This window comes from Desulfuromonas soudanensis, assembly GCF_001278055.1.
Lineage (GTDB): Bacteria > Desulfobacterota > Desulfuromonadia > Desulfuromonadales > WTL > Deferrimonas > Deferrimonas soudanensis.
In genome coordinates this window covers 2641465-2661813 of record NZ_CP010802.1, presented here as the reverse complement: position 1 = coordinate 2661813, position 20349 = coordinate 2641465, and the positions used below count along the sequence as shown (strand labels likewise).

16 protein-coding genes, 8 tRNA genes and 1 pseudogene are annotated in these 20349 nt (G+C 60.9%); 22 read left to right on the top strand and 3 right to left on the bottom strand.

From position 1 onward, the window contains the following. From DSOUD_RS11940 to DSOUD_RS11905, 8 genes are all read left to right on the top strand, one after another. Nucleotides 1–1101: a cytochrome b gene (locus DSOUD_RS11940; RefSeq protein ID WP_053551223.1), complete on the top strand. Its 1101-nt coding sequence runs from the start codon at nt 1–3 to the stop codon at nt 1099–1101. Continuing rightward, the gene (locus tag DSOUD_RS11935; protein WP_082351249.1) at nt 1098–1922 is read left to right on the top strand and encodes a multiheme c-type cytochrome; all 825 of its coding nucleotides are present in this window, start codon (nt 1098–1100) and stop codon (nt 1920–1922) included. Before DSOUD_RS11940 ends, DSOUD_RS11935 begins: the two co-directional genes overlap by 4 nt. A 3-nt stretch (nt 1923–1925) precedes the next feature. After that, the gene (locus DSOUD_RS11930) at nt 1926–3134 is read left to right on the top strand and encodes a c-type cytochrome (RefSeq protein WP_053551222.1); all 1209 of its coding nucleotides are present in this window, start codon (nt 1926–1928) and stop codon (nt 3132–3134) included. A gap of 15 nt (nt 3135–3149) precedes the next feature. Continuing rightward, nucleotides 3150–3698, top strand: a complete 549-nt coding sequence (locus tag DSOUD_RS11925) for a cytochrome c3 family protein (protein WP_053551221.1) — start codon at nt 3150–3152, stop codon at nt 3696–3698. Between the two features lie 89 nt (nt 3699–3787). Next, nucleotides 3788–6574: a 4Fe-4S dicluster domain-containing protein gene (locus DSOUD_RS11920; RefSeq protein ID WP_053551220.1), complete on the top strand. Its 2787-nt coding sequence runs from the start codon at nt 3788–3790 to the stop codon at nt 6572–6574. 21 nt (nt 6575–6595) lie between these two features. Further along, on the top strand, nt 6596–7900 hold the full coding sequence (gene nrfD / locus DSOUD_RS11915; protein WP_053551219.1) for an NrfD/PsrC family molybdoenzyme membrane anchor subunit: 1305 nt from the start codon (nt 6596–6598) through the stop codon (nt 7898–7900). Beyond that, a complete protein-coding gene (locus tag DSOUD_RS11910) occupies nt 7900–8346 on the top strand; it encodes a DUF3341 domain-containing protein (RefSeq protein ID WP_053551218.1) in 447 nt (148 codons plus the stop codon). The genes nrfD and DSOUD_RS11910 overlap by 1 nt, the downstream gene beginning before the upstream one ends. Then, nucleotides 8334–9389, top strand: coding sequence for a hypothetical protein (locus tag DSOUD_RS11905; protein ID WP_053551217.1), 1056 nt, complete (start codon nt 8334–8336; stop codon nt 9387–9389). The genes DSOUD_RS11910 and DSOUD_RS11905 overlap by 13 nt, the downstream gene beginning before the upstream one ends. 19 nt (nt 9390–9408) lie before the next feature. On the opposite strand, the gene DSOUD_RS11900 is transcribed toward DSOUD_RS11905, so the two are convergent. Beyond that, on the bottom strand, nt 9409–10263 hold the full coding sequence (locus DSOUD_RS11900) for an MBL fold metallo-hydrolase (protein ID WP_053551216.1): 855 nt from the start codon (nt 10261–10263) through the stop codon (nt 9409–9411). Nucleotides 10264–10384: 121 nt separating this feature from the next. On the opposite strand from DSOUD_RS11900, the gene DSOUD_RS11895 reads away from it, so the two are divergent. Next, nucleotides 10385–10461 (top strand) — tRNA-Arg (locus tag DSOUD_RS11895). Nucleotides 10462–10739: 278 nt separating this feature from the next. Continuing rightward, on the top strand, nt 10740–11120 hold the full coding sequence (gloA, locus tag DSOUD_RS18525) for a lactoylglutathione lyase (protein ID WP_053551215.1): 381 nt from the start codon (nt 10740–10742) through the stop codon (nt 11118–11120). 43 nt (nt 11121–11163) lie between these two features. On the opposite strand, the pseudogene DSOUD_RS19195 reads toward gloA, so the two are convergent. Together DSOUD_RS19195 and DSOUD_RS11885 are read right to left on the bottom strand one after the other, a co-directional pair. Then, nucleotides 11164–11504, bottom strand: a pseudogene (locus tag DSOUD_RS19195) (aconitate hydratase); the annotation flags it as partial. Nucleotides 11505–11609: 105 nt separating this feature from the next. Then, entirely contained in the window at nt 11610–12305 is a 696-nt protein-coding gene (locus DSOUD_RS11885) for a pirin family protein (RefSeq protein WP_053551214.1), read from the bottom strand. Nucleotides 12306–13033: 728 nt separating this feature from the next. On the opposite strand from DSOUD_RS11885, the gene DSOUD_RS11880 reads away from it, so the two are divergent. The 12 genes from DSOUD_RS11880 (at nt 13034) to DSOUD_RS11825 (ending at nt 20208) form a co-directional block, all read left to right on the top strand. Next, nucleotides 13034–13110, top strand: a tRNA-Pro gene (locus DSOUD_RS11880). Between the two features lie 3 nt (nt 13111–13113). Further along, nucleotides 13114–13190, top strand: a tRNA-Arg gene (locus DSOUD_RS11875). A gap of 82 nt (nt 13191–13272) precedes the next feature. Continuing rightward, nucleotides 13273–13348 (top strand) — tRNA-His (locus DSOUD_RS11870). A gap of 195 nt (nt 13349–13543) precedes the next feature. Then, nucleotides 13544–13626: transfer RNA gene (locus DSOUD_RS11865), tRNA-Leu, on the top strand. Between the two features lie 120 nt (nt 13627–13746). Beyond that, on the top strand, nt 13747–15072 hold the full coding sequence (gene tig, locus DSOUD_RS11860) for a trigger factor (protein ID WP_053551213.1): 1326 nt from the start codon (nt 13747–13749) through the stop codon (nt 15070–15072). A gap of 5 nt (nt 15073–15077) precedes the next feature. Further along, entirely contained in the window at nt 15078–15662 is a 585-nt protein-coding gene (clpP, locus tag DSOUD_RS11855; protein ID WP_053551212.1) for an ATP-dependent Clp endopeptidase proteolytic subunit ClpP, read from the top strand. A gap of 24 nt (nt 15663–15686) precedes the next feature. Next, nucleotides 15687–16937 carry an ATP-dependent Clp protease ATP-binding subunit ClpX gene (clpX, locus tag DSOUD_RS11850; RefSeq protein ID WP_053551211.1) on the top strand — a complete coding sequence of 417 codons (1251 nt, stop codon included), beginning with the start codon at nt 15687–15689 and terminating at the stop codon, nt 16935–16937. 79 nt (nt 16938–17016) lie between these two features. Next, entirely contained in the window at nt 17017–19434 is a 2418-nt protein-coding gene (gene lon, locus DSOUD_RS11845; RefSeq protein ID WP_053551210.1) for an endopeptidase La, read from the top strand. A gap of 105 nt (nt 19435–19539) precedes the next feature. After that, complete coding sequence (locus tag DSOUD_RS11840) at nt 19540–19812, top strand: HU family DNA-binding protein (RefSeq protein ID WP_053551209.1); 273 nt, start codon at nt 19540–19542, stop codon at nt 19810–19812. Nucleotides 19813–19933: 121 nt separating this feature from the next. Continuing rightward, nucleotides 19934–20010: transfer RNA gene (locus tag DSOUD_RS11835), tRNA-Asp, on the top strand. Nucleotides 20011–20022: 12 nt separating this feature from the next. Next, nucleotides 20023–20098: transfer RNA gene (locus DSOUD_RS11830), tRNA-Val, on the top strand. Nucleotides 20099–20131: 33 nt separating this feature from the next. Continuing rightward, nucleotides 20132–20208, top strand: a tRNA-Asp gene (locus DSOUD_RS11825). Nucleotides 20209–20349: the final 141 nt, after the last annotated feature.

Sequence of the window (20349 nt, the reverse complement as noted above, 5' to 3'; positions counted from 1 at the left end):
ATGGGAGTGAAAACAAAGATCGTCGATTTTCTCGATGTACGCCTGGGGATACGGGATCTCCTCGAGCAGAACCTGACCAAATATCTCCTGCCGCGCAACATCAACGTCTGGTATACCCTCGGAGCGGTTCTCCTCACCCTCTTTGCCCTCCAGTTCGCCACCGGGATTCTCCTTCTCATCTATTATATTCCCAACACCGCCGATGCCTTTGCCAGCGTGCAGAAGATCATGAACGAGGTCCCCTTCGGCTGGCTCATCCGCACCGTCCATGCCGTAGGCGCCAACATTGTCGTACTGGCGCTGCTGCTGCACATGCTTTCGGTCCTGTTCATGGCGAGCTACAAGCGTCCCCGGGAACTGACCTGGGTGGCGGGTTTTTTGATCCTTCTCCTCTCCCTTGGGATGTGCCTGACGGGTTATCTCCTCCCCTGGAGCCAGCTCTCCTTCTGGGCGACGACGGTCGCGACCGAGAGTTCGAGCGAAATCCCTCTGATCGGAGATGCCGTCGTACGGTTCCTGCGCGGCGGGGCGATGGTCGGCCAGCCGACTCTGGGGCGCTTCTTCGCCCTGCATGTCATGGGTTTCCCTCTCCTTTTCGGACCCCTGGTTCTCTTTCACCTTTTCTGCGTCCGGCGTGCAGGGGTCTCCCGCCCCCCCTTCGGCGAGGATTACCGTCCTTCCGAGCCGCTCCCCGTTTTCCGGCACGAAGAACATCCGGAGGGGATCCCCTTCTTCCCCAACTACATGGCCAAGGACGCGGCGGTAATCGCCTTCTTCCTCGCCCTTCTCTTCGCCGTCGTCTTCTTCGCCCCGGGGCTCTTTTTCCCGCCGGCCGCCTTCGATCCGGCGGACCCCTTTGTGACCCCGGCGGGGATCAAGCCGGAGTGGTATTTCCTCTGGGCCTACCAGACCCTCAAGATCTTTCCCAGCGAGTTTCTCGGACTGGCGGTGCAGGGAGGGATGGTGACCTTCCTCCTTCTCCTCCCCTTTATCGATCGTTTCCGGGAGCGGCGGCCGGGCAAACGCCCCGTCTTCGTCACCTGCTACGCCCTTGGCATCCTCCTCTTTGTCGGACTTTCGATCTGGGGGCATTATTCATGATGAATTCTCCGTTGTTTTTTCGCACTCTCCTTTCGGCCGTCGTGATGGCCGCAGTCTTCCTCCAGCCCCCTTCGGCCCTGGCCCAGGTGACAGAAAACTCCTGTCTCCAATGCCATGAATCGCAGACCGGGCGACTTGGCGAACCGGTGACCCTGTGGCGCACCAGCATCCATGCCGACAACGGGATCGCCTGTCACAGCTGTCACGGCGGCGATCCGGCGCTCATGTCCATGGAGGCCATGGCGCCGGGCCGCGGCTTTCTCGGCGTCCCCGCCGAGACGGACATCCCCGACTTCTGCGGGCGCTGCCATGTCGGGGTCCGGGAGGATTACCTGAAAAGCGCCCATGGCCGGGCCCTAGGAAAGGGCGGCCCCCAGTGCGTCACCTGTCACGGCAACCACCGGGTGATGAAGGCCTCTCCGGCCCTCATCAACCCTCAGGACTGTTCCCGCTGTCATGAATACGGCCGCGCCGGCGAGATCAAGGGGGCCGTCGAGGAAACCGACCGTTTGATCGGCGTCCTCGAGGGAGATCTCGCCGATCTGCACCGGGCCGGCATCGCCACAAAGGAGATGGAGGGCGAACTCTTCTCTCTGCGCAACTCCTTTCATCGTCTTTTTCACAGCGTTGAGGTGGAGAAGGTGCGAGCCGAGACGGCCCGCGTGCGCGATGATCTGGAAAAAATCCGCGTCCAGGTGGAGCAGATTCAGCAGACTCTCTTTGTCCGCAAGGTGGGGGGTGGGATCGTCGTCGGTCTGCTCGTCGTAGCCGGCCTCCTTGCCGCCTTCATCCGTCGCACTTACCATGAGGAGGAGGCTTAAGGGTTGAAGTTCCTTTACTTCTTTACCCTCTTTGTTCACCTCGGCTTTGCCGCCATCCTTTACGGTGGCTCTTGCCTGGCGGTCTTCTTTGACCTCATCTCCGGCCGGGAGCAGGAGAGCCTCCATCGGAAACTCTCCGCCGACCTGCTGGCCCGGGTGATATTGACCCCCGGCTCCAGTCTCCTGTTTGTGTTCACTCTGGCCCTGGTCTTTTTCTCCCTCGAGAAAAGCTATGCCTCGGTGCGCCTCCCCGCCTTTTTCGCGGGCGGCGTTCTCCTTCTTCTGGCCCTGGCGCTCCTTCTCCTTCATCTTTATCGAGGCCTCCGGGAGAAGGGATCGGGTCGGGGCGTCGCCCTGGTCGTCGGACTGGCCGCGCTCTCTTTGCTGAGCGGCGTTTATTTCATTCTCGCCTGCGGCTCGACCTTTTTCCTCATGCCGGAGCGGTGGCCGGTCCTTGCCGCGACACCCACCCTGGTCCTTTCCTGGAGCGGCGTCGCCCGTTTTCTCCAGTTCGTCAGTCTCGCCTTCATCCTCACCGGGGGGGGGATGGTCCTCTTTTCCGGCCGCGACGGCGAGGACAAGCGCCTGGCCGGCCGCATCGGAGCGGCGGTCGCCCTGGCCTTTCTCCTGGCCCTGCCGCTGTGCCTCCTCCTCGAACTGGTCAATCTTCCCCTCCTCGCCCATTCCGCACCCCTTTTCGGCGTCGCCGCGATGACGGTGATCACGGCCGCAACGACCGCCCTCCTGCTTCTCCCCTTTTGCTTCGAGCCTGTCCGGCGCAACGTCAAGCCCCCCTTTGTCCTGGCGCTCGGGCTCCTTTTTCTCTTCGTCCTCGGCGATCATCTCGGCCGGGAGAGCGCCCTGACCCCTCTTGTCATTCAGGCGTTGGCTGCCGAAAACAGGGACTCCCCACTCCCCCGGGCGGAGTCGATCCCTGCGGCGCCCCCCTCGTCCCAGGAGGCGATAGCCGGGCGCGGCGAGGAGATCTTCAACCGGGTCTGCTCCGGCTGCCATGCCTTCGAGGGACGGAGGGTCGGCCCGCCCCTCAGCGAGGTGATTCCCGGCTACCGCGGGCGCAGGGGCGCCCTCGCGAATTTCATCGCCAACCCGGTAAAAATGAACCCCGACTATCCGGCGATGCCCGATCCCGGCCTGTCCGAGGCGGAAATATCGGCCGTCGTCGATTTTCTGCTGGGCAATGACACTCCCTGAGGTGCAGGTCTGACCATGGCGGCAAAACTGACCGACGAACAGAAACGGTGGCTGGTCGCCTTCCTGGTGCGGGGAGGGGTCCTCGGCTACTTCGCTCTTTGCCTGGTCCTTGTGGGCGCCCGCGCGCTCTGGTGGTCCGGTGCCGACCTCCAACCCCGGCAGCCCATCGCCTTTGCCCATGCGGTGCACGCCGGAGAATTGGCGATGGCCTGCACCTTCTGCCACCCGACGGCGGACACCTCACCGCAGGCGGGGGTGGCGGCCGTGGACAGATGCATGTCCTGCCATCGCACCGTCGCCGTCGATCGGCCCGAGGTGCAGAAATTGCGCGGGTACGCCGAACGCAGGGAACCCATTTTCTGGAACAGGGTTCACGATCTCCCCGATTTTATCTACTTCACCCATAAGCGGCACCTGCGGGCTGGAATCGACTGCTTCGCCTGCCATGGGGCGGTGGCGAAAATGACGACGGCGCGACGGGTGCGCCCCCTGCAGATGGGGTGGTGCATCACCTGTCACCGACAGTTCGAAGGTCCCACCGACTGCGCCGCCTGTCATCATTAATTCCTTGGGGCAGGGGGGTGGGCAGGCCGCTTGAGGGAAGGAGAATCGCCCTTGGGTCAGCATATCCCGAAAACGGATTGAGGACATTTATGGATCGTCGTGAATTTCTCCAGACTCTCGGTCTGGCGTCGAGTGCCACCCTTCTCTCTTCCTGCGGATCGGAGAAAGATCAGAAGAAACTGATCTCCTATCTGGTCCCTCCGGACGACGGGGTGCTTCCCGGGGAGGCGCGCTGGGTGCCGGGAACCTGCACCGAATGTCCTGCCGGATGCGGGATCCAGGTGCGGGTTCGAGAGAGGAGGGCGGTCAAGCTGGAAGGAATTGCCGATCACCCGATCAGCTCCGGGGGGCTGTGCATGCGCGGCCAGGCGTCCATGGGGCGGCTCTACCATCCCGAGCGCTTCCGGTCCCCCCTGGAGCGCGACGGCGCCGGAGGTTACCGCAGGATTTCCTGGGAGGAGGCCTACCGGCGGATCGGTCGGACCCTTGGGGAAACGCACCGACAGGGGAAGACGAACCTCTACCTTGCCGGGCGCACCACCGGCACCCTCTCGGCCATGCTCGATTCCTTTTGCGCCAAGCTGGCCGTGGAACGGGCTCCCGACTTCGAACTCTTCGCCCATGCCGCCCTGCGCCAGGCCTACGGCCTCCTCTTCGGCCGGCCGGAGCTCCCCCGCTACCGTGTGGAGGAGGCCGATTTTCTCCTCACCCTCGGCGCCGATCTCTTCGAAACCTTCGTCAGCCCCGTCGGATTTGCCGCCGGTCTGGCCCGTGCCTCCGAGCGAGGGACCTTCCGCTGGGAACATCTCGAGCCCCACGTCTCTCTGACCGGGGTCAATGCCGACCGGCGTCTCCCCCTGGTTCCCGGCAGCGAACCGTACCTTCTCCTCTATCTGCTGAGCCATACGACCGGCAAGGGGGAACGGCGCCTCCCCGAGAAACTGCGCCGTGCCATCCCCCCTTTCAGCGCCAGGCAGGCTTCCGCCCTGACCGGGGTGCCGGAGAAGGTCCTGGGCGAACTTCTCGACCGCCTGGAGAGGGCCGAGCGCCCCCTGGTCATCGTCGGCGGCCTGGGCGTCGCCCACCGCGACGGGATGCGGGCGGCGGTCTTTGCAGGGCTTCTCCAATGGCTCACGGGGATGACGGAAACGACGGTCGATTTCGACGGCGGCGAAAATTACCGCGGCGTCGGCTCGCTCATCGACATGGATCGCCTCGCAAGAAGGCTCGGTGCCGGGGAGGTTGGAGTCCTGTTCATCTCCCGAGCCGATCCCCTCTACCAGGTTCCCGACTCCATCGATCTTGCCGGCCACCTGAAAAAGGCGACCCTGAGCGTCGCTTTTGCCGACCTCCCCGACGAGACCTCGCAGGGGGTGGACCTCATTCTCCCCCTCGCCCATCCCCTCGAGACCTGGGGGGATGCCGAGCCGCGTTCCGGAGTGCACACCCTGGTGCAGCCGGCCTCTCCGCCCCTCGATGACACCCGCGGCGAAGGAGATATTCTTCTCGACCTGATGCGTCAGGCCGGCGACGGACCCGACGGCGATTACCGGCAATTTCTGGAGGCCGCCTGGGATAAGCGCTTCGGGCCGGGTGGTCGGCAGACCCTTCTGGAAAAAGGATTTTTGACGATTCCGCAGCCCGAAGTCCCCCTCGCTCTGGATGCCGGGCGGGCCGCCGAATTTTTCGGAGAGAGATCGGCCCGGGAGAGTCTGGACGGTCCGCTGCTTGTGGTGGCACCCTCGATCCGCACCTTCGACGGCCGCAGCGCCGCGCTCCCCCTCCTTGCCGAGATCCCCGATCCCCTCACCACCGTCACCTATGGGTCCTGGGTCTCTCTGCCGCCGTCAATGGCCGCCCGGTTGAAGGCCGTCGATCGCGACGAATTGGCCCTCACCACCGCCTCCTGGGGGGGCAAATTTCCGGGCAAGGTTCAGCCGGGGCTGCAGGAAGGGGTGCTGGTGATCCAGCGTGACGCCCTTGTCGGCGCCCCCTACGGCTGGGTGCCGGCGAGCGGCGAGGCGCTCTTCTATCTTGAAGAGGTGCAGGTTGAAAAAACCGGCGGCGTCCTGGTGCTGGCGGTGATGGCGGGGTCGGCTTCGCAGCAGGGGCGCGGGCTCATTCCCGATCCCGTTCACCGTAAGGAAGAGCACCGACGCGCCGACCTTTACCCGCCCCATGCCCATGAGGATTACCGCTGGACCCTGGCCATTGATCTCTCCCGCTGCATCGGCTGTGGAGCCTGCGTCGCCTCCTGCTCCGTGGAAAACAATGTCCCGGTGGTCGGCGAAGCCGATCATCTCAAGGGGCGGGAAATGAGCTGGCTGCGCATCGAGCCCTTTTACAACGAGGACGGCGGGGTGGAGTTTCTCCCCATGCTCTGTCAGCACTGCCACCACGCCCCCTGCGAGCCGGTCTGCCCGGTTTACGCCGCCTATCACAACGGCGAGGGACTCAACGTCCAGGTCTACGACCGCTGCGTGGGCACCCGATATTGCTCCAACAACTGCCCCTACAAGGTCCGTCGCTTCAACTGGCGGGATTACCATCGACCTGAGCCGCTGCCGCGGATGCTCAACCCCGACCTCTCGGTGCGCAGCCGGGGAATGATGGAAAAGTGTACTTTCTGCATCCAGCGTCTGCGGCATGCCAAGGATCGGGCCAGGGACGAGGGGCGCAAGGTCAGGGATGCAGAGGTGACCACCGCCTGTGCCCAGAGCTGCCCCACCGGCGCCATCGTTTTCGGCAATCTGCTGGACGCCAACTCCCGCGTCTATGCGCTGGCGCACTCGGAGCGCGCCTATCGGGTCTTCGAGGAACTGGGGACGGAGCCGTCGGTCTTTTATCTGGCCAAGGCGGTGACGGGTGACGGGTGACGGATACCCGGAGGATGAGGGATGAAAGAGAGCAAGGCGCTTGACCCAAGAGAAGAGGTGGAGAGGGATGTGCTGGCGGTCCTTTGCCGGCCGGGGGTGAAATGGCTGGCGGCGGTGGCCCTCTGTGCCGCCCTCGTCCTCCTCGGCCTCGGCCTGTGGGGCTACCAGATCCACAGGGGCCTCGGCGTTTCCGGCCTCATGCACCCGGTCAACTGGGGAGTCTACATCACCAACTTCGTCTTCTGGGTCGGCATCGCCCACTCGGGGACGCTCATTTCGGCCGTCCTCTTCCTCTTCCGGGCCCGGTTTCGCACCAGCTTCAACCGGGCGGCCGAGGCGATGACCATCTTCGCCCTGACCGTCGCCGGGCTTTTCCCCCTCATCCACCTGGGGAGGGTGTGGATCTTCTACTACCTCTTCCCCTATCCGACCGAACGTCATCTCTGGGTCAATTTCCGTTCTCCACTGATCTGGGACGTTTTCGCCGTTTCCACCTACATGATCGTCAGTCTCATCTTCTTCTATGTCGGGCTCCTCCCCGATCTCGCCATCGCCCGTCGCCGCTTCTCGGGAATTCGCAAGAAAATCTTCGCCGTCCTCTCCCTCGGCTGGGTCGGGTCCCTCGACCAGTGGCGCCACTACAACCGCCTCTATCTCTTCCTCGCCGCCTTTGCCACTCCGCTGGTCGCCTCCGTGCACTCCATCGTCTCCTGGGACTTTGCGGTGAGCATCGTCCCCGGATGGCATACCACCATCTTTGCCCCCTATTTCGTCGCCGGGGCGATCTTCTCCGGCACGGCGATGGTCATCACGCTCGTCTATCCGATGCAGCGCATCCTGAAACTCGAGAAGTACATCACCGTCGATCACTTCGAGGCCATCGCCAAGATCCTCCTCTTCACCTCCCTGATCATCAGCTACTCCTATCTGGTCGAGACCGGCTTTGCCTTCTACGGCGACAACGTCTTCGAGGCCGAGCAGTTCCGCTATCGCAGCTTCGGCCACTATGCGCACCTCTACTGGGTGATGATTTTCTGCAACTCGCTGCTGCCGCTGACCCTCTTCATCCGCCGGTTGAGACGGTCTCTCCCCTTCCTCTTTGCCGTTTCCCTGCTGGTCAACGTCGGCATGTGGATGGAGCGCTTCGTCATCATCGTCAACTCCCTGGCCCGGGACTACGATCCCTACGCCTGGGGGACCTACACCCCCAGCCTGGTGGAAATCGGCATCACGGTCATGTCCTTTGCCCTCTTCTTCCTCCTCTACCTCCTTTTTCTCAAGGCCGTCCCCGTCCTGTCGATGACCGAAATCAAGGAGCACCTGTGATGGCCGAGACCCTTGTGTTTCTAGAGAAGGAAGATTTTCTGGCCAGGCTGCGCGAGCTGAAGAAGGACGGCTACAGCCGGCGGAATCTGGCGCTTTACCTCCCCTGGCATCTCCCCGAGGTGGAGGAAATCCTCGAGGTGAGCCCCGGGCCCTTGCGGTACTTCGCCTTCTTCGGCGGCCTTTGCGGATTTGTCGGCGGCATGGGATTTATTCTCTATACCGTCCTTTCCTGGCCCCTGATCACCGGTGGGAAACCGTTGATCTCCATCCCCCCCTTCCTTCTCGTCTCGTATATTCTCACCATTCTATTCGGATCCCTGGCCACCTTTGTCGGGTTTCTTTTCCTGGCGCGGCTGCCGAGCATTCAGGGGATCGGTGGCGCGGAGGAATACGGCAACCGGTTCGTCATCGTCATCGAGGAGGGACTGCGGCCATGGAATCCCTGAAACTGAGGCCGGCGGTATTTTACCTGCTGCTCTTGAGTGCCGTCGGGGGGATCGCCCTGGCGGAATACGGCGGATCGGGTGGCGGGAAGGGGTCGCTCCTCGTCACCCTCGTCTTCTGGTCCTGTCTTGCCCAGGGGGCCGTGGCGGTGGTGGCGATCACCGATCTGGTGCGGGCACGCTGGGTCGCCTCTCTCAAGCGCGAACTCCTCTCCCTTTATCCCCTGCAGTTCCTCGTTTTCCTTCTCTTTCTTCTCTGGACCCCCCGCCTTTCCCTTTATCCCTGGAGTGCAGAGCCGGGTCTCTGGCTCAATGAACCCTTCTTTGTCGGCCGCAATCTGGCGCTCCTCCTCCTCTCCTCCCTGCTGGCCGCACTTTTTGCCCGCCTCTCCCTGCGCGGAGACCGGCGGGCCAATCTCCTTGCCGTCCTTTATCTCCTGGTCTTCGTCGCCTCCCAGAGTCTTGTCGCCTTCGACTGGGTGATGACCCTCGAATACCCCTGGTACAGCACCCTCTTCGGCGCCTTCTTCTGCGTCGAGGCCATTTACGCCGGGTTCGCCCTGGCCGGCGTCGCCTCCTATCTCCTCCGCCGGCAGCGATGCGATGCGGATCCCGAGACCGCGCGCAAGGGGCTGCGCGATGTCGGCAACCTTCTTTTCGGTTTCAGTGTCCTGTGGGCGGGGCTCTTTTTCGCCCAGTACCTCCTCCTCTGGTACGGCAACCTCCCCGAGGAGGTCCACTACATCCTTCGCCGGACCGGATCGACGTCCGCTCTGGCGCTCAGCGGCCTGTTTCTCGCCGGCAACTTTGTCCTCCCCTTTGCGGTCTTTCTCTCCCGGAAGGGGAAACGCTTGCCGGCGGTCGTCGGAGGGGTTTCGCTTGTCGTGCTGGGGGGATTGTTTGTCGAGAGGGTCGTTTACGTCTTTCCCGTGCTTTCCTTGCATGCCGGGGTGCTCTTTGTCGAAAATGTGCTGATCATTTTCGTCGGGATGGCCGCTTTTTATGGCCGCAAGACGCTGCTGCCGCGGGGAGGGGAAGGGGACTAGGCAATAGGGAGCTGGGGGACTAGGGGAGGAGATTCTCCTTCAGATCGAGGTAGGCGCGCTCGACGTTCCCCTTCAGGAGGGTGTCGTAACCGGCATACTCCCGATAGCGGGGGAGCTCGAAGGTCCGCAGGGTTTCCTTGAGACTCTCTCCGCGCTCGATATGGGCGAGGACCTCGGTGAGGAAATCGCGGAGGTAGGACTTGAAAGCCGCCAGCTGCTCCCCGGTGGCGACGGGGCCGCTGCCGGGGATGATCCGCCTGGCCCCCAGTTGCTGCAGAAACTCGAGGGCCAGGACCCACTCCTGCATGTGGCCGTCCCCCAGGTAGCCGATGTTCCCGACATAGAGGAGATCGCTGGCAAAAAGGACCCCTTCATCGGGGAGATAGACCACCGTATCCCCTTCGCTGTGCCCCCTGGCCATGTTGGTGAGAATGACCGTCTGTTTTCCCGTTTCCAGGGTCAGGCCGTCGCTGTAGAAGAGGACCGGATATTCGGTTTTGCGCACCTCGCTCTCCAGGGCCTTCCAGGTCTGCCACGACATGAGGACGTCGACGCCCGGGGGGATGTCGAAGTCGATGTGGGAGTAGCCGCGGTGATGGTGGGTCAGGATCAGGTAGCGCAGAGGTAGCGACGTCGCCTCTCCGATGGCCGAGAGCAGTCCGGTAATCGCTTCCTTGGTCAGATGGGCCCCCCCGGCCACCACGTAGCTGTCGCCCACCACGAAAAAAGCGTTGCCGGTCGCCCCGCCGCCGGAAGTGGCGATGGCGGCAAAAACCCCTACACCCAGCTTCTCCACGGTGAAAGCTGGCGGGGCGGCCCCGGCCGGAACGGAGAAAAGGAGGAGGGCGGCGCAGGTCAGGATGAAGCTCTTCATGGATGGCAATCTCCTCGGCGGGGTCCGGGGCGGATTATAACAAAGGTGCCGGAAGAGGGCAAGGAACGGCTATTTTTGGGGTTGCATTCCCCCTTAGGATGCGGTATAAATCCGCCTCTATGCGCGATTAGCTCAGTTGGATAGAGCGTTGGCCTCCGAAGCCAAAGGTCGCAAGTTCGAATCTTGCATCGCGCACCATGACAGAAACAAGGGGTTACGCCGTCGGCGTAACCCCTTTTTGTTCTGTGCCCCCGGCGGTACGATTTTGCCCTGTCGGTGTCGGGCCGGAAATGGCCGTCAACCGTTTCAGCCTGGCAAATTCTGCTTCTTCCTCGGTCGGGGCGGAGGGTCGCTGGGGAAAAAAACCGATCCGCTCTGGCGCTGCGGCCGGAATCGGGGTAAAGTCTTGGTCCCGGCCCAGAAGAGAGGGTCGCCCTTCTTATTCAGGGGAGGCATTCCACTTAAGGAGTCGATCGATGAACTATCAGATGATTCACACCTGCATCAGGGTCCTGAACCTCGAAAAGGCCGAAGAGTTTTACCGGCAGGCCTTCGGTTTCGTGGTGGCCCGGCGCAAGGATTTTCCCGACCACAAGTTCACCCTCAGTTATCTGCGGGCGCCGGAGGGGGCCTTCGAGCTGGAGCTCACCTACAATTACGACCGCCGCGAGCCCTACCTCCTTGGCGACGGCTATTCCCACCTGGCGGTGGGGGTGGAGGACCTGGAGGGTTCCCATCGCCGTCACCAGGAGGCGGGACTCGATCCCGAGCCGCTCAAGGGTCTGGCCGGCGGCAAGCCCCGTTTTTACTTTCTGCGCGACCCCGACGGCTACCTGGTGGAGGTGGTCCGCCGCTGAGGAGTCCGGCCAATTTTCAATATTTCCCTTCGGCCCACGGCTCCTAGACCCCGCCGGGCTCCCGGGCGGTCTCCCGCATCCCCTGCAGCACGTAGTTGAGAATCCCTCCGCACTGAAAATAGGCGACTTCCTCGGCGGTATCGATCCGGCAGAGGAGCTCGACCTCCCGTTTTCCCCCATGCCGACCAGGTTAAAGCGATGGATGCGTTCGAAACTCTCGGCAATCACCCCTTGGACGCCGAGGATGAGGGTCCCCTTGGCTGCCCAGTCGCGGCTCGATCCGGTGCCGTATTCGCGCCCGGCGACGATCACCAGGGGCGTCCCCTCTCCCAGGTAGCGCATGGCCGCGTCGTAAATCGACATCTCCTCGCTGGCGGGGTGGTGGAGGGCGATAAGTATAACCCGGACAAGGCGCTCTGCCACCTGTCCATTGCAATTGAACGCCCATCCGGCGATCTGCGGATGGGGGCGTCGTCGCCGGAAAATCCGTCAGTTCAGGTCGAAGAGGAGGAGCCGGGCCTCTCCGCTGGCCGTCAGGGATATCCGCTCCTCTTCGCTGATTTTTGCGCCGTCGCCGGCCTGCAGGGCGAGGCCGTTGAGAAGCAGGGAGCCGGCGAAAACCTGCAGCCACCCGTGACGCCCGGCGGCGAAGGTATGGTCGACGGTCGCCTCGTCCTCGAGGGTGGCGGTAAAGAGGACGACGTCCTGATGGATTATTGCCGCGCCGTCTCCGCCGTCCCGGGAGGCGATGGGCCACAGGCGGTTCTTTTCCCTGCCGGTAAAGCGCTTCACCTCGTATCCCGGCTCGAGCCCCGTCTTCTCGGGAAGGATCCAGATCTGCAGAAGGTGGACGCCCTCTTGCGACGAGGGGTTGGCTTCGCTGTGGCGGATCCCCGTGCCGGCGGTGATGCGCTGCACTTCGCCGGCGCCGATGATCTCCCTGCTGCCGAGGGAATCCCGGTGTTCGAGGGCGCCTTCCAGGATCAGGGTGAGGATTTCCATGTCGCGGTGGGGGTGGAGGGGGAACCCGTGCCCCGGTTGGACCCGGTCCTCGTTGATGACCCGCAGGGTACGGAACCCCATGTGCCGGGGATCGTGATAGGTGTCGAAGGAGAAGGTGTGACGGCTGTCGAGCCAGTCACTGCTGAAATGACCGCGTTCTTCGGATTTGCGCAGGGTGATCATGCTTTTACTCCTTTTCCGCGCTGCCGCAGGGCCAGGTTCCCTTTTTCAGGGTCATCGCCTCCCTTGGTGGCGCGATGCCGCTGCTCTATTTTTGGCCGGGGATCCGGCGGAGGTTGAAGGACTTGACGATTCATCCCGATTTCCGTTTTATCGTTTGATATTAACCTAGGTGCCGGGATCTCTTTTGTCAAGAATGCACCGGTGGGATTCGCCGGCGATGAGCCAGTGGAACTCGACCCGCCCGCCCCTTTTCGAGTTGTCCACAAATGTTGTGGATAAGCTCCGTCAAAGAGGAGTTCGGACAGAGCGAAAGGGTTAGTTTATTGTCAAAAATAGCTCTTTGCTCTTTTTTTGGGCAGATAATTATACCAATAAAAACAAATAGTTATGCTTGACAGGCCGGTTGCTGGCCTCCCGGAGAGTGTATGCAATTCTGCCGAAGGGCTGTTGCCGTTTTCATAGAACGGCATTACATCCGTTCAATGCTCGATTCCCGGGGGCACGAGGGAAGGTGAGCTGAGAATTTTGAAATACGGGGTTCCGTTCAGGAGGGGGAGGGGGATGGTTAATTCCCCCTCTTTGCCGTCGGGTCCAATCTTCGCCCCGGGGAGGAGTTCGGGGACCCTCCCGGACCCTTGTCGATGCCTCTTCCCCCCTGTTCGATGGCGACACCTGGGTGCTTTTCCTGTTGCACAAAATCAGGGACTATGCTAGAAATCTCCCCTTGTCGGGGCGTAGCGCAGTCTGGTAGCGCACCTGCCTTGGGAGCAGGGGGCCGCTGGTTCGAATCCAGTCGCCCCGACCATTCGCGCCAGTAGCTCAGCTGGATAGAGCAACGGATTTCTAATCCGTAGGCCGCAGGTTCGAGTCCTGCCTGGCGCACCAGTTTTTGTCGTTCAACGGAAATGCCCCGAATTTCCCATTGACAAACGAATCATCTATTGGCTAGCATGCCGTTCCCTTTGTGGTGGGTGCAGCTCAGTCGATAGAGCAATGGATTGTGACTCCAGTTGTCGAGGGTTCGATCGCCTTGACTTACCCCATCAGATGACCTGGCCCGCCTTTCTCCCGTATCAACGAATGTGGCATTCGCGCCGCAGGTGGGTCGGTGAAGGGGCGGGTTTTGTGTTTGTCGCCTTCGCCAGGAAAGTCGCCATGCTTCGGCGGCGGTTTTCCCGGTCGGCCGGAGACCGGGGCAACGCTTATTTGATCCCTTGAAAACGATCATATCACTCTTTGCGAGAGTGGCGGAATTGGCAGACGCACTGGACTTAGGATCCAGCGGGCAACCGTGGGGGTTCGACTCCCCCCTCTCGCACCATTTTTCTCATTTCGTAAAGTATCGATCCGCCGCAATGACCCGACCCCCATCTGGCCCACAGGCTCTCCGTCTGTGGTCTGCCGTTATTTTTAACCAAATCCATGTCTGCGAGGTAGTGTCATGAATGTAAAGATAGAAGATCTCAGCAGTGTCAAGAAAAAGCTCTCCTTCGAGGTGCCGGCCGAGCAGGTCGACAGCGAGATTCAAAAGGCCTACAAGAAAATCGCCAAGACGGCCAAGGTCAAGGGTTTTCGCGCCGGAAAGGTGCCCCAGCCGATTCTTGAAAAGCATTACGGCCCGCAGATGGAAGAGCAGGTTCTTGGGCGCCTGATCAACGATTCCTATTTCAAGGCCCTTGTCGAGCATCGGATTCCCGCCATTTCCGACCCCGAAATCATCGAGAACAGCCCCTTGGAAAAGGGGAAGATCTTCAGTTACGAGGCCCAGGTCGAGGTCAAGCCGGAGATTGAGGTCAAGGATTATGCCGGCCTTGCCCTGCAGAAGGAGAAGTTCGCGCCGGATGCCAAGGTGATTGACGAGCGCATCGAGGAGATGCGTGCGGCCCGTGCCCAGATCGAGGTGACTTCCCGCAAGACGGCCCGCAGCGGCGACTCCGTCGTCATCGATTTCGAGGGCTTCGTCGACGGAGTCCCCTTTGAGGGGGGGGCGGCCGAAGGTCATGTCCTCGAGCTCGGGTCCGGCTCCTTCATCCCCGGTTTCGAGGAGCAGCTCGAGGGGATGAAGCGGGAGGAAGAAAGGGATATCGAGGTCACCTTCCCGGAAAATTACGGCAACAAGGATCTGGCCGGCAAACCTGCTCTCTTCAAGGTGAAACTCCACGAAATCAAGGAAAAGGTCCTTCCTGAGCTCGATGACGAATTTGCCAGGGGTTTCGGCCTCGAGACCTTCGCCGAGCTGCGTCAGAAGCTCGACGAGGATTACCAGACCCAGGAACGCAATCGCGTCGAGGGCGACCTTCGTGAGCGTCTGGTGACGGCCCTGATCGAGCGCAATCCCGTCGAAGTTCCCGAGGCGATGCTGGCCGGACAGCTCGACTATATGCTGGAGAATATCCGCAATCGCATGAAATCCCAGGGTATGACCATTGAGATGCTGGGGATGAACGAAACGTCCTTCAAGGCGATGTACCGGGAAACCGGCGTCAAGCAAGTGCAGGGGAGCCTCCTCCTCGAAGCCCTGGCCCGTCAGGAAAATCTCAAGGTGGAAGATTCGGAGATCGACGGCAAACTGGAAGAGATTGCCCGGATGGCCAACGCCCCTCTCGAGGCGGTGAAGAAGCACTACGCCGGCGAAGATGCCCGCCGCGGACTGATTTCGCAGATCGCCGAGGAGAAGGTCGTTCAATTCCTGCTGGAGAAGGCGAAGATCGAAGAAGTCGACAAGGATCAGTTGACAACCCAGAATTCGAACGACGACAAGGAGTGATCTTTATGAGCCTCATCCCCATGGTGGTCGAGCAGACGGGTCGTGGCGAACGTGCCTATGATATTTATTCGCGTCTGCTCAAGGACCGGATTATCTTTCTCGGGGGGCAGATCGAGGATCACATGGCCAACCTGATCATCGCCCAGCTGCTCTTTCTCGAGTCGGAGGATGCCGAAAAGGATATCCACCTCTACGTCAACTCTCCGGGAGGCGTCGTGACGGCCGGGATGGCCATTTACGACACCATGCAGTATCTCAAGGCACCCGTCTCCACCATCTGCGTCGGTCAGGCGGCCAGTATGGGGGCAGTCCTTCTCGCCGCCGGCGCACCCGGCAAGCGCTACGCTCTCCCCCATGCCCGGGTCATGATCCACCAGCCCCTTGGTGGATTTCAGGGACAGGCCTCGGATATCAGCATTCATGCCCGGGAGATTCTCCGCATGCGGGATACCCTCAACGGCGTGCTGGCGCATCACTCCGGGCAGTCCATTGAGCGGGTCGCCGCCGATACCGAGCGGGATTTTTTCATGGGTAGCGAGGAAGCCAGGGAATATGGTATTATTGACAACATCGTACAGAGAAAAGCCTGACCTTTTCACCGTGGAGGCAGTTTCGTGACTCAGAATGAAGGTCAAGACGGGCAGCTCACCTGTTCGTTCTGCGGCAAAGCGCAGGACGAGGTGAAAAAGCTGATTGCCGGGCCCGCCGTGTATATATGCGACGAATGTATTGAACTCTGCAAGGACATCATCGCCGAAGAGGCAAAGCTGGAGGATTCGACGGATATCGGCATCGGCAACCTCCCCCGGCCGGCCGAGATTAAAGATACCCTCGACGATTTCGTCATCGGCCAGGAACGCGCCAAGAAGGTCCTTGCCGTAGCGGTCTACAACCACTACAAGCGCGTCGAGTACGCCAGAAAACCGAACGACGTCGAGGTTCAGAAAAGCAATATCCTCCTGCTCGGACCGACCGGCAGCGGCAAGACCCTGCTGGCCCAGACCCTCGCCCGGGTGCTCAACGTCCCCTTCGCCATCGCCGATGCCACCAATCTCACCGAAGCGGGATATGTCGGCGAGGACGTGGAAAACATCATCCTGAACCTTTTGCAGGCCGCCGATTACGACCTGGAAAGGGCCCAGAAGGGGATCATCTATATCGACGAAGTCGACAAGATTGCCCGAAAATCCGACTCTCCCTCGATTACCCGCGATGTCTCCGGCGAAGGGGTGCAGCAGGCCCTTCTGAAAATCATCGAGGGGACGATGGCCAGCGTCCCTCCCAAGGGGGGCCGCAAACATCCGCAGCAGGAATTCCTCAAGGTCGATACCACCAATATCCTCTTCATCTGCGGTGGGGCCTTTTCCGGCCTGGAGACGATCATCAACCAGCGGACCGGGGCCAAGACCATGGGTTTCGGGGCCGAAATCCGCCTGAGCAAGGATCAGAAACTCGGAGAGACGCTGGCAAAAGTCGAGCCGGAGGATCTTCTCAAGTACGGCCTGATTCCCGAGTTCATTGGTCGACTGCCGGTGGTGTCGACCCTCAATGAACTGGATGAGGAGTCCCTCGTCCAGATTCTCAAGGAACCGAAGAACGCCCTGATCAAGCAGTACCAGAAGCTCTTCGACATGGAAAAGGTCAACCTTAAGTTCACCGACGGAGCACTGATCGCCGTGGCCAAGGAGGCTCTCAAGCGCAAGACCGGGGCACGCGGCCTGCGCTCGATCCTTGAAAACGCCATGCTCGACGTGATGTACGACATCCCCTCCCAGGACCGGGTCAAGGAGGTTGTCATCAACGAGGATGTGGTTTACGGCAAGGCACGCCCCATCGTTTTGTACGAGTGTGCTGAATCGGCGTAAGCGGTCGGCTCAGGCGATCGTCGCCTTTGCCGTGTAGAGTCGTATTCATGGCAAATCGTTCAGGGATGGATCGGACAAGATGACAGAATACGTGGAACAGATCCAGATCGGTGAAGGGGGCGGATTACTCTACCCCCTTTTGCCTTTGCGCGACATCGTTGTCTTCCCCTACATGGTGACCCCTCTCTTTGTCGGGCGGCCCAAGTCGATCCGCGCCCTGGAAGGGGCGATGGAGAAGGACAAGACGGTCTTCCTCGTCACGCAAAAAGATGCAAAAATCGATGACCCGGAAGCCGGGGACGTTTACGAGATCGGCACTCTGGGGCAGGTTATCCAACTCCTCAAGCTCCCCGACGGTACAGTCAAGGTCCTTGTCGAAGGGAAGGGGAGGGGGCGCATCGCCGCCTTCGTCGAGCGGGATGAATGCCTCTTTGTCGAGGTGGAAGAACTCCCCGATCGCCCCTCCGACTCCCCGGAAGTCGAGGCCCTCCTCCGGAGTGTGACCGATTCCTTCGAAAATTATGTCAATCTGAGCAAAAAGGTTCCGCCGGAGATGGTCGCCTCCGTCGCCGGGATCGATGATCCCGGGCGGCTGGCCGACACCATCATAGCCCACCTCAACGTGCGGATTACCGACAAACAGGATATCCTGGCGATGACCGACCCGCGCGAGCGGCTCGAGCAGCTCCTCACCCTGATGGAAAGGGAGTCGGAGATACTGCAGATCGAGAAAAAAATCCGCGGCCGCGTCAAGAGCCAGATGGAGCGCAGCCAGAAGGAATATTATCTCAACGAGCAGATGCGGGCCATCCAGAAGGAACTCGGGGAAAAGGACGAATTCAAGCAGGAACTCCGGGAACTCGAAGAAAAAATCAAGAAGAAGGGGATGTCCAGAGAGGCCACCGACAAGGCCCTCGGGGAACTGCGCAAGCTCAGGATGATGTCGCCCATGTCCGCCGAGGCCTCGGTGGTTCGCAACTACCTGGACTGGCTGGTTTCTCTCCCCTGGAAAAAGGGGACCAAGGACCGCCTCGACATCGGCCGGGCCGAGGACATTCTTGAAGCCGATCATTACGGTCTCGAAAAAGTCAAGGAGCGCATCCTCGAGTACTTGGCCGTTCAGGCTCTGGTCAAGAAGATCAAGGGGCCGATCCTCTGCCTGGTCGGCCCTCCGGGGGTCGGCAAGACCTCACTGGGGCGTTCCATCGCCAAGGCCCTCGGCCGCAAGTTCTCGAGAATTTCCCTCGGCGGCGTCCGCGATGAGGCCGAAATCCGAGGCCATCGCCGCACCTACATCGGTGCCATGCCCGGCAAGATTATTCAGGGGCTTCGCAAGTCCGGGGTGAAAAATCCCGTGATTCTGATGGATGAGATCGACAAGCTGAGCACCGATTTCCGGGGGGATCCCTCCTCGGCCCTCCTCGAGGTTCTCGACCCGGAACAGAACTGCACCTTCGGCGATCATTTCCTCGATGTGGAATACGATCTCTCCAATGTGCTGTTTGTGGCCACGGCCAATACCCTTTTCTCCATTCCCCGTCCTCTCCTGGATCGGATGGAGGTCATTCGCATCGAGGGGTATACCGAGGAAGAGAAGGCGGCCATTGCCCGCCGCTATCTTTTGGCCAAGCAGTTGGAGGCCCACGGGCTGTCGCCGGAGAGGGTCAGTTTCACCGATGCCGCCTTCTATGAAATTATTCGTCGCTTTACCCGGGAGGCCGGCGTGCGCAATCTCGAAAGGGAGATCGCCAACATCTGCCGGAAAATCGCCCGGGAGGTCGTTCGCTCCAAGGATAAGGAGAAACGCTTCAACGTCGGCGCCCAGCAGGTGAAAAAATATCTGGGGGTGCCAAGGTACAGCTATGGCGTCAAGGAAGACGAAGACCGTATCGGCCTGGTGACCGGGCTGGCCTGGACCGAGGTCGGGGGAGAAATCCTGACCATCGAAACGGCCGTCCTCCCCGGTCAGGGGAAGCTCACGGTGACCGGCAAGCTCGGCGACGTGATGCGTGAGTCCGCCCAGGCCGCCATGAGCTATGTCCGTTCGCGCTGGCGGGAGCTGGGACTCGAACCCGATTTTTATCACAAGCTCGACATCCATATACATGTCCCCGAGGGTGCCATCCCCAAGGACGGTCCTTCGGCCGGAATTACCATGGCGACCGCCCTGGCCTCGGCTCTGACCGGGCGGCCGGTCGATCGGAATCTGGCCATGACAGGGGAGATCACTCTTCGCGGACGCGTCCTCCCCATCGGGGGACTCAAAGAGAAGCTCCTGGCCGCCAAGAGGGCCGGTATCAGCAAGGTTTTGATCCCCCTGGACAACGAAAAGAATCTGGAAGAAGTGCCGCCGAACATCCTCAAGGCCCTCACCGTGATTCCCGTCGGTCATATGGACCAGGTCCTCGAAGAGGCGCTCATGGTCCAAGTGCCGGTTTCTCCCCTTCCTCCCCCTTCGGATCTGAAGGTGGACATCGAGGACAGGGTGCGCCATTAGGCGTTTTTTAACTAAATAATATCTTGACACTCTTTTTGAAATCCTGATATAAGTACCAACGTTTTCAGCAGGGCTTAAATAATCCCTAATTCGTGGAGGTGTGTTGTGACGAAGGCCGATCTTGTTAATGCGATAGCTGAAAAGGCTGGACTGAGCAAAGCCGACGGTGAGAAGGCTCTCAAGGCGTTTACCGACGCCGTGACCGAGGCTCTTAAAGCCGGTGAGAAGGTGGCTTTGGTCGGGTTCGGTACCTTCAGCGTCGGGGACCGTGCTGCCCGTACCGGTCAGAATCCCCAGACCGGAGCGAAGATCGAGATTCCTGCCGCCAAGAACCCCAAGTTCAAGGCCGGCAAGGCACTCAAGGACGCCGTCCAATAAGTGTTCGAACCGCGGTTTTTTTGCGGTGCAGTTTAAGAAAACAGGAAGCAGGAAATAACGCCCCGGTTGCCACCTGATTCGCACGTATTTCCGCTTCCCGTTTTCTGTTTTTTTTTCATGCGGGGCTGTAGTAGAGTCGGTTACAACGCCGGCCTGTCACGCCGGAGGTCGCGGGTTCAAGTCCCGTCAGCCCCGCCATTAAAAAATCAAGGGCGAATAGCTCAGCTGGGAGAGCATCGGCCTTACAAGCCGAGGGTCACAGGTTCGAGCCCTGTTTCGCCCACCAGTCACAAAGCCTCAACGGCTTATCAATGTATTTGGGGCTGTAGTAGAGTCGGTTACAACGCCGGCCTGTCACGCCGGAGGTCGCGGGTTCAAGTCCCGTCAGCCCCGCCATTATCGAGAAAAGGCGACCCTACCGGGGTCGCCTTTTCTCGTTGGTTCATTTGCCTTGACTTGGTCAAAGGCAACTCCTTATCATAGCAAGGGCCCGGTTGGGCTTTCCTTGTTAACGAAAATAGAGGAGTATTTATCAAG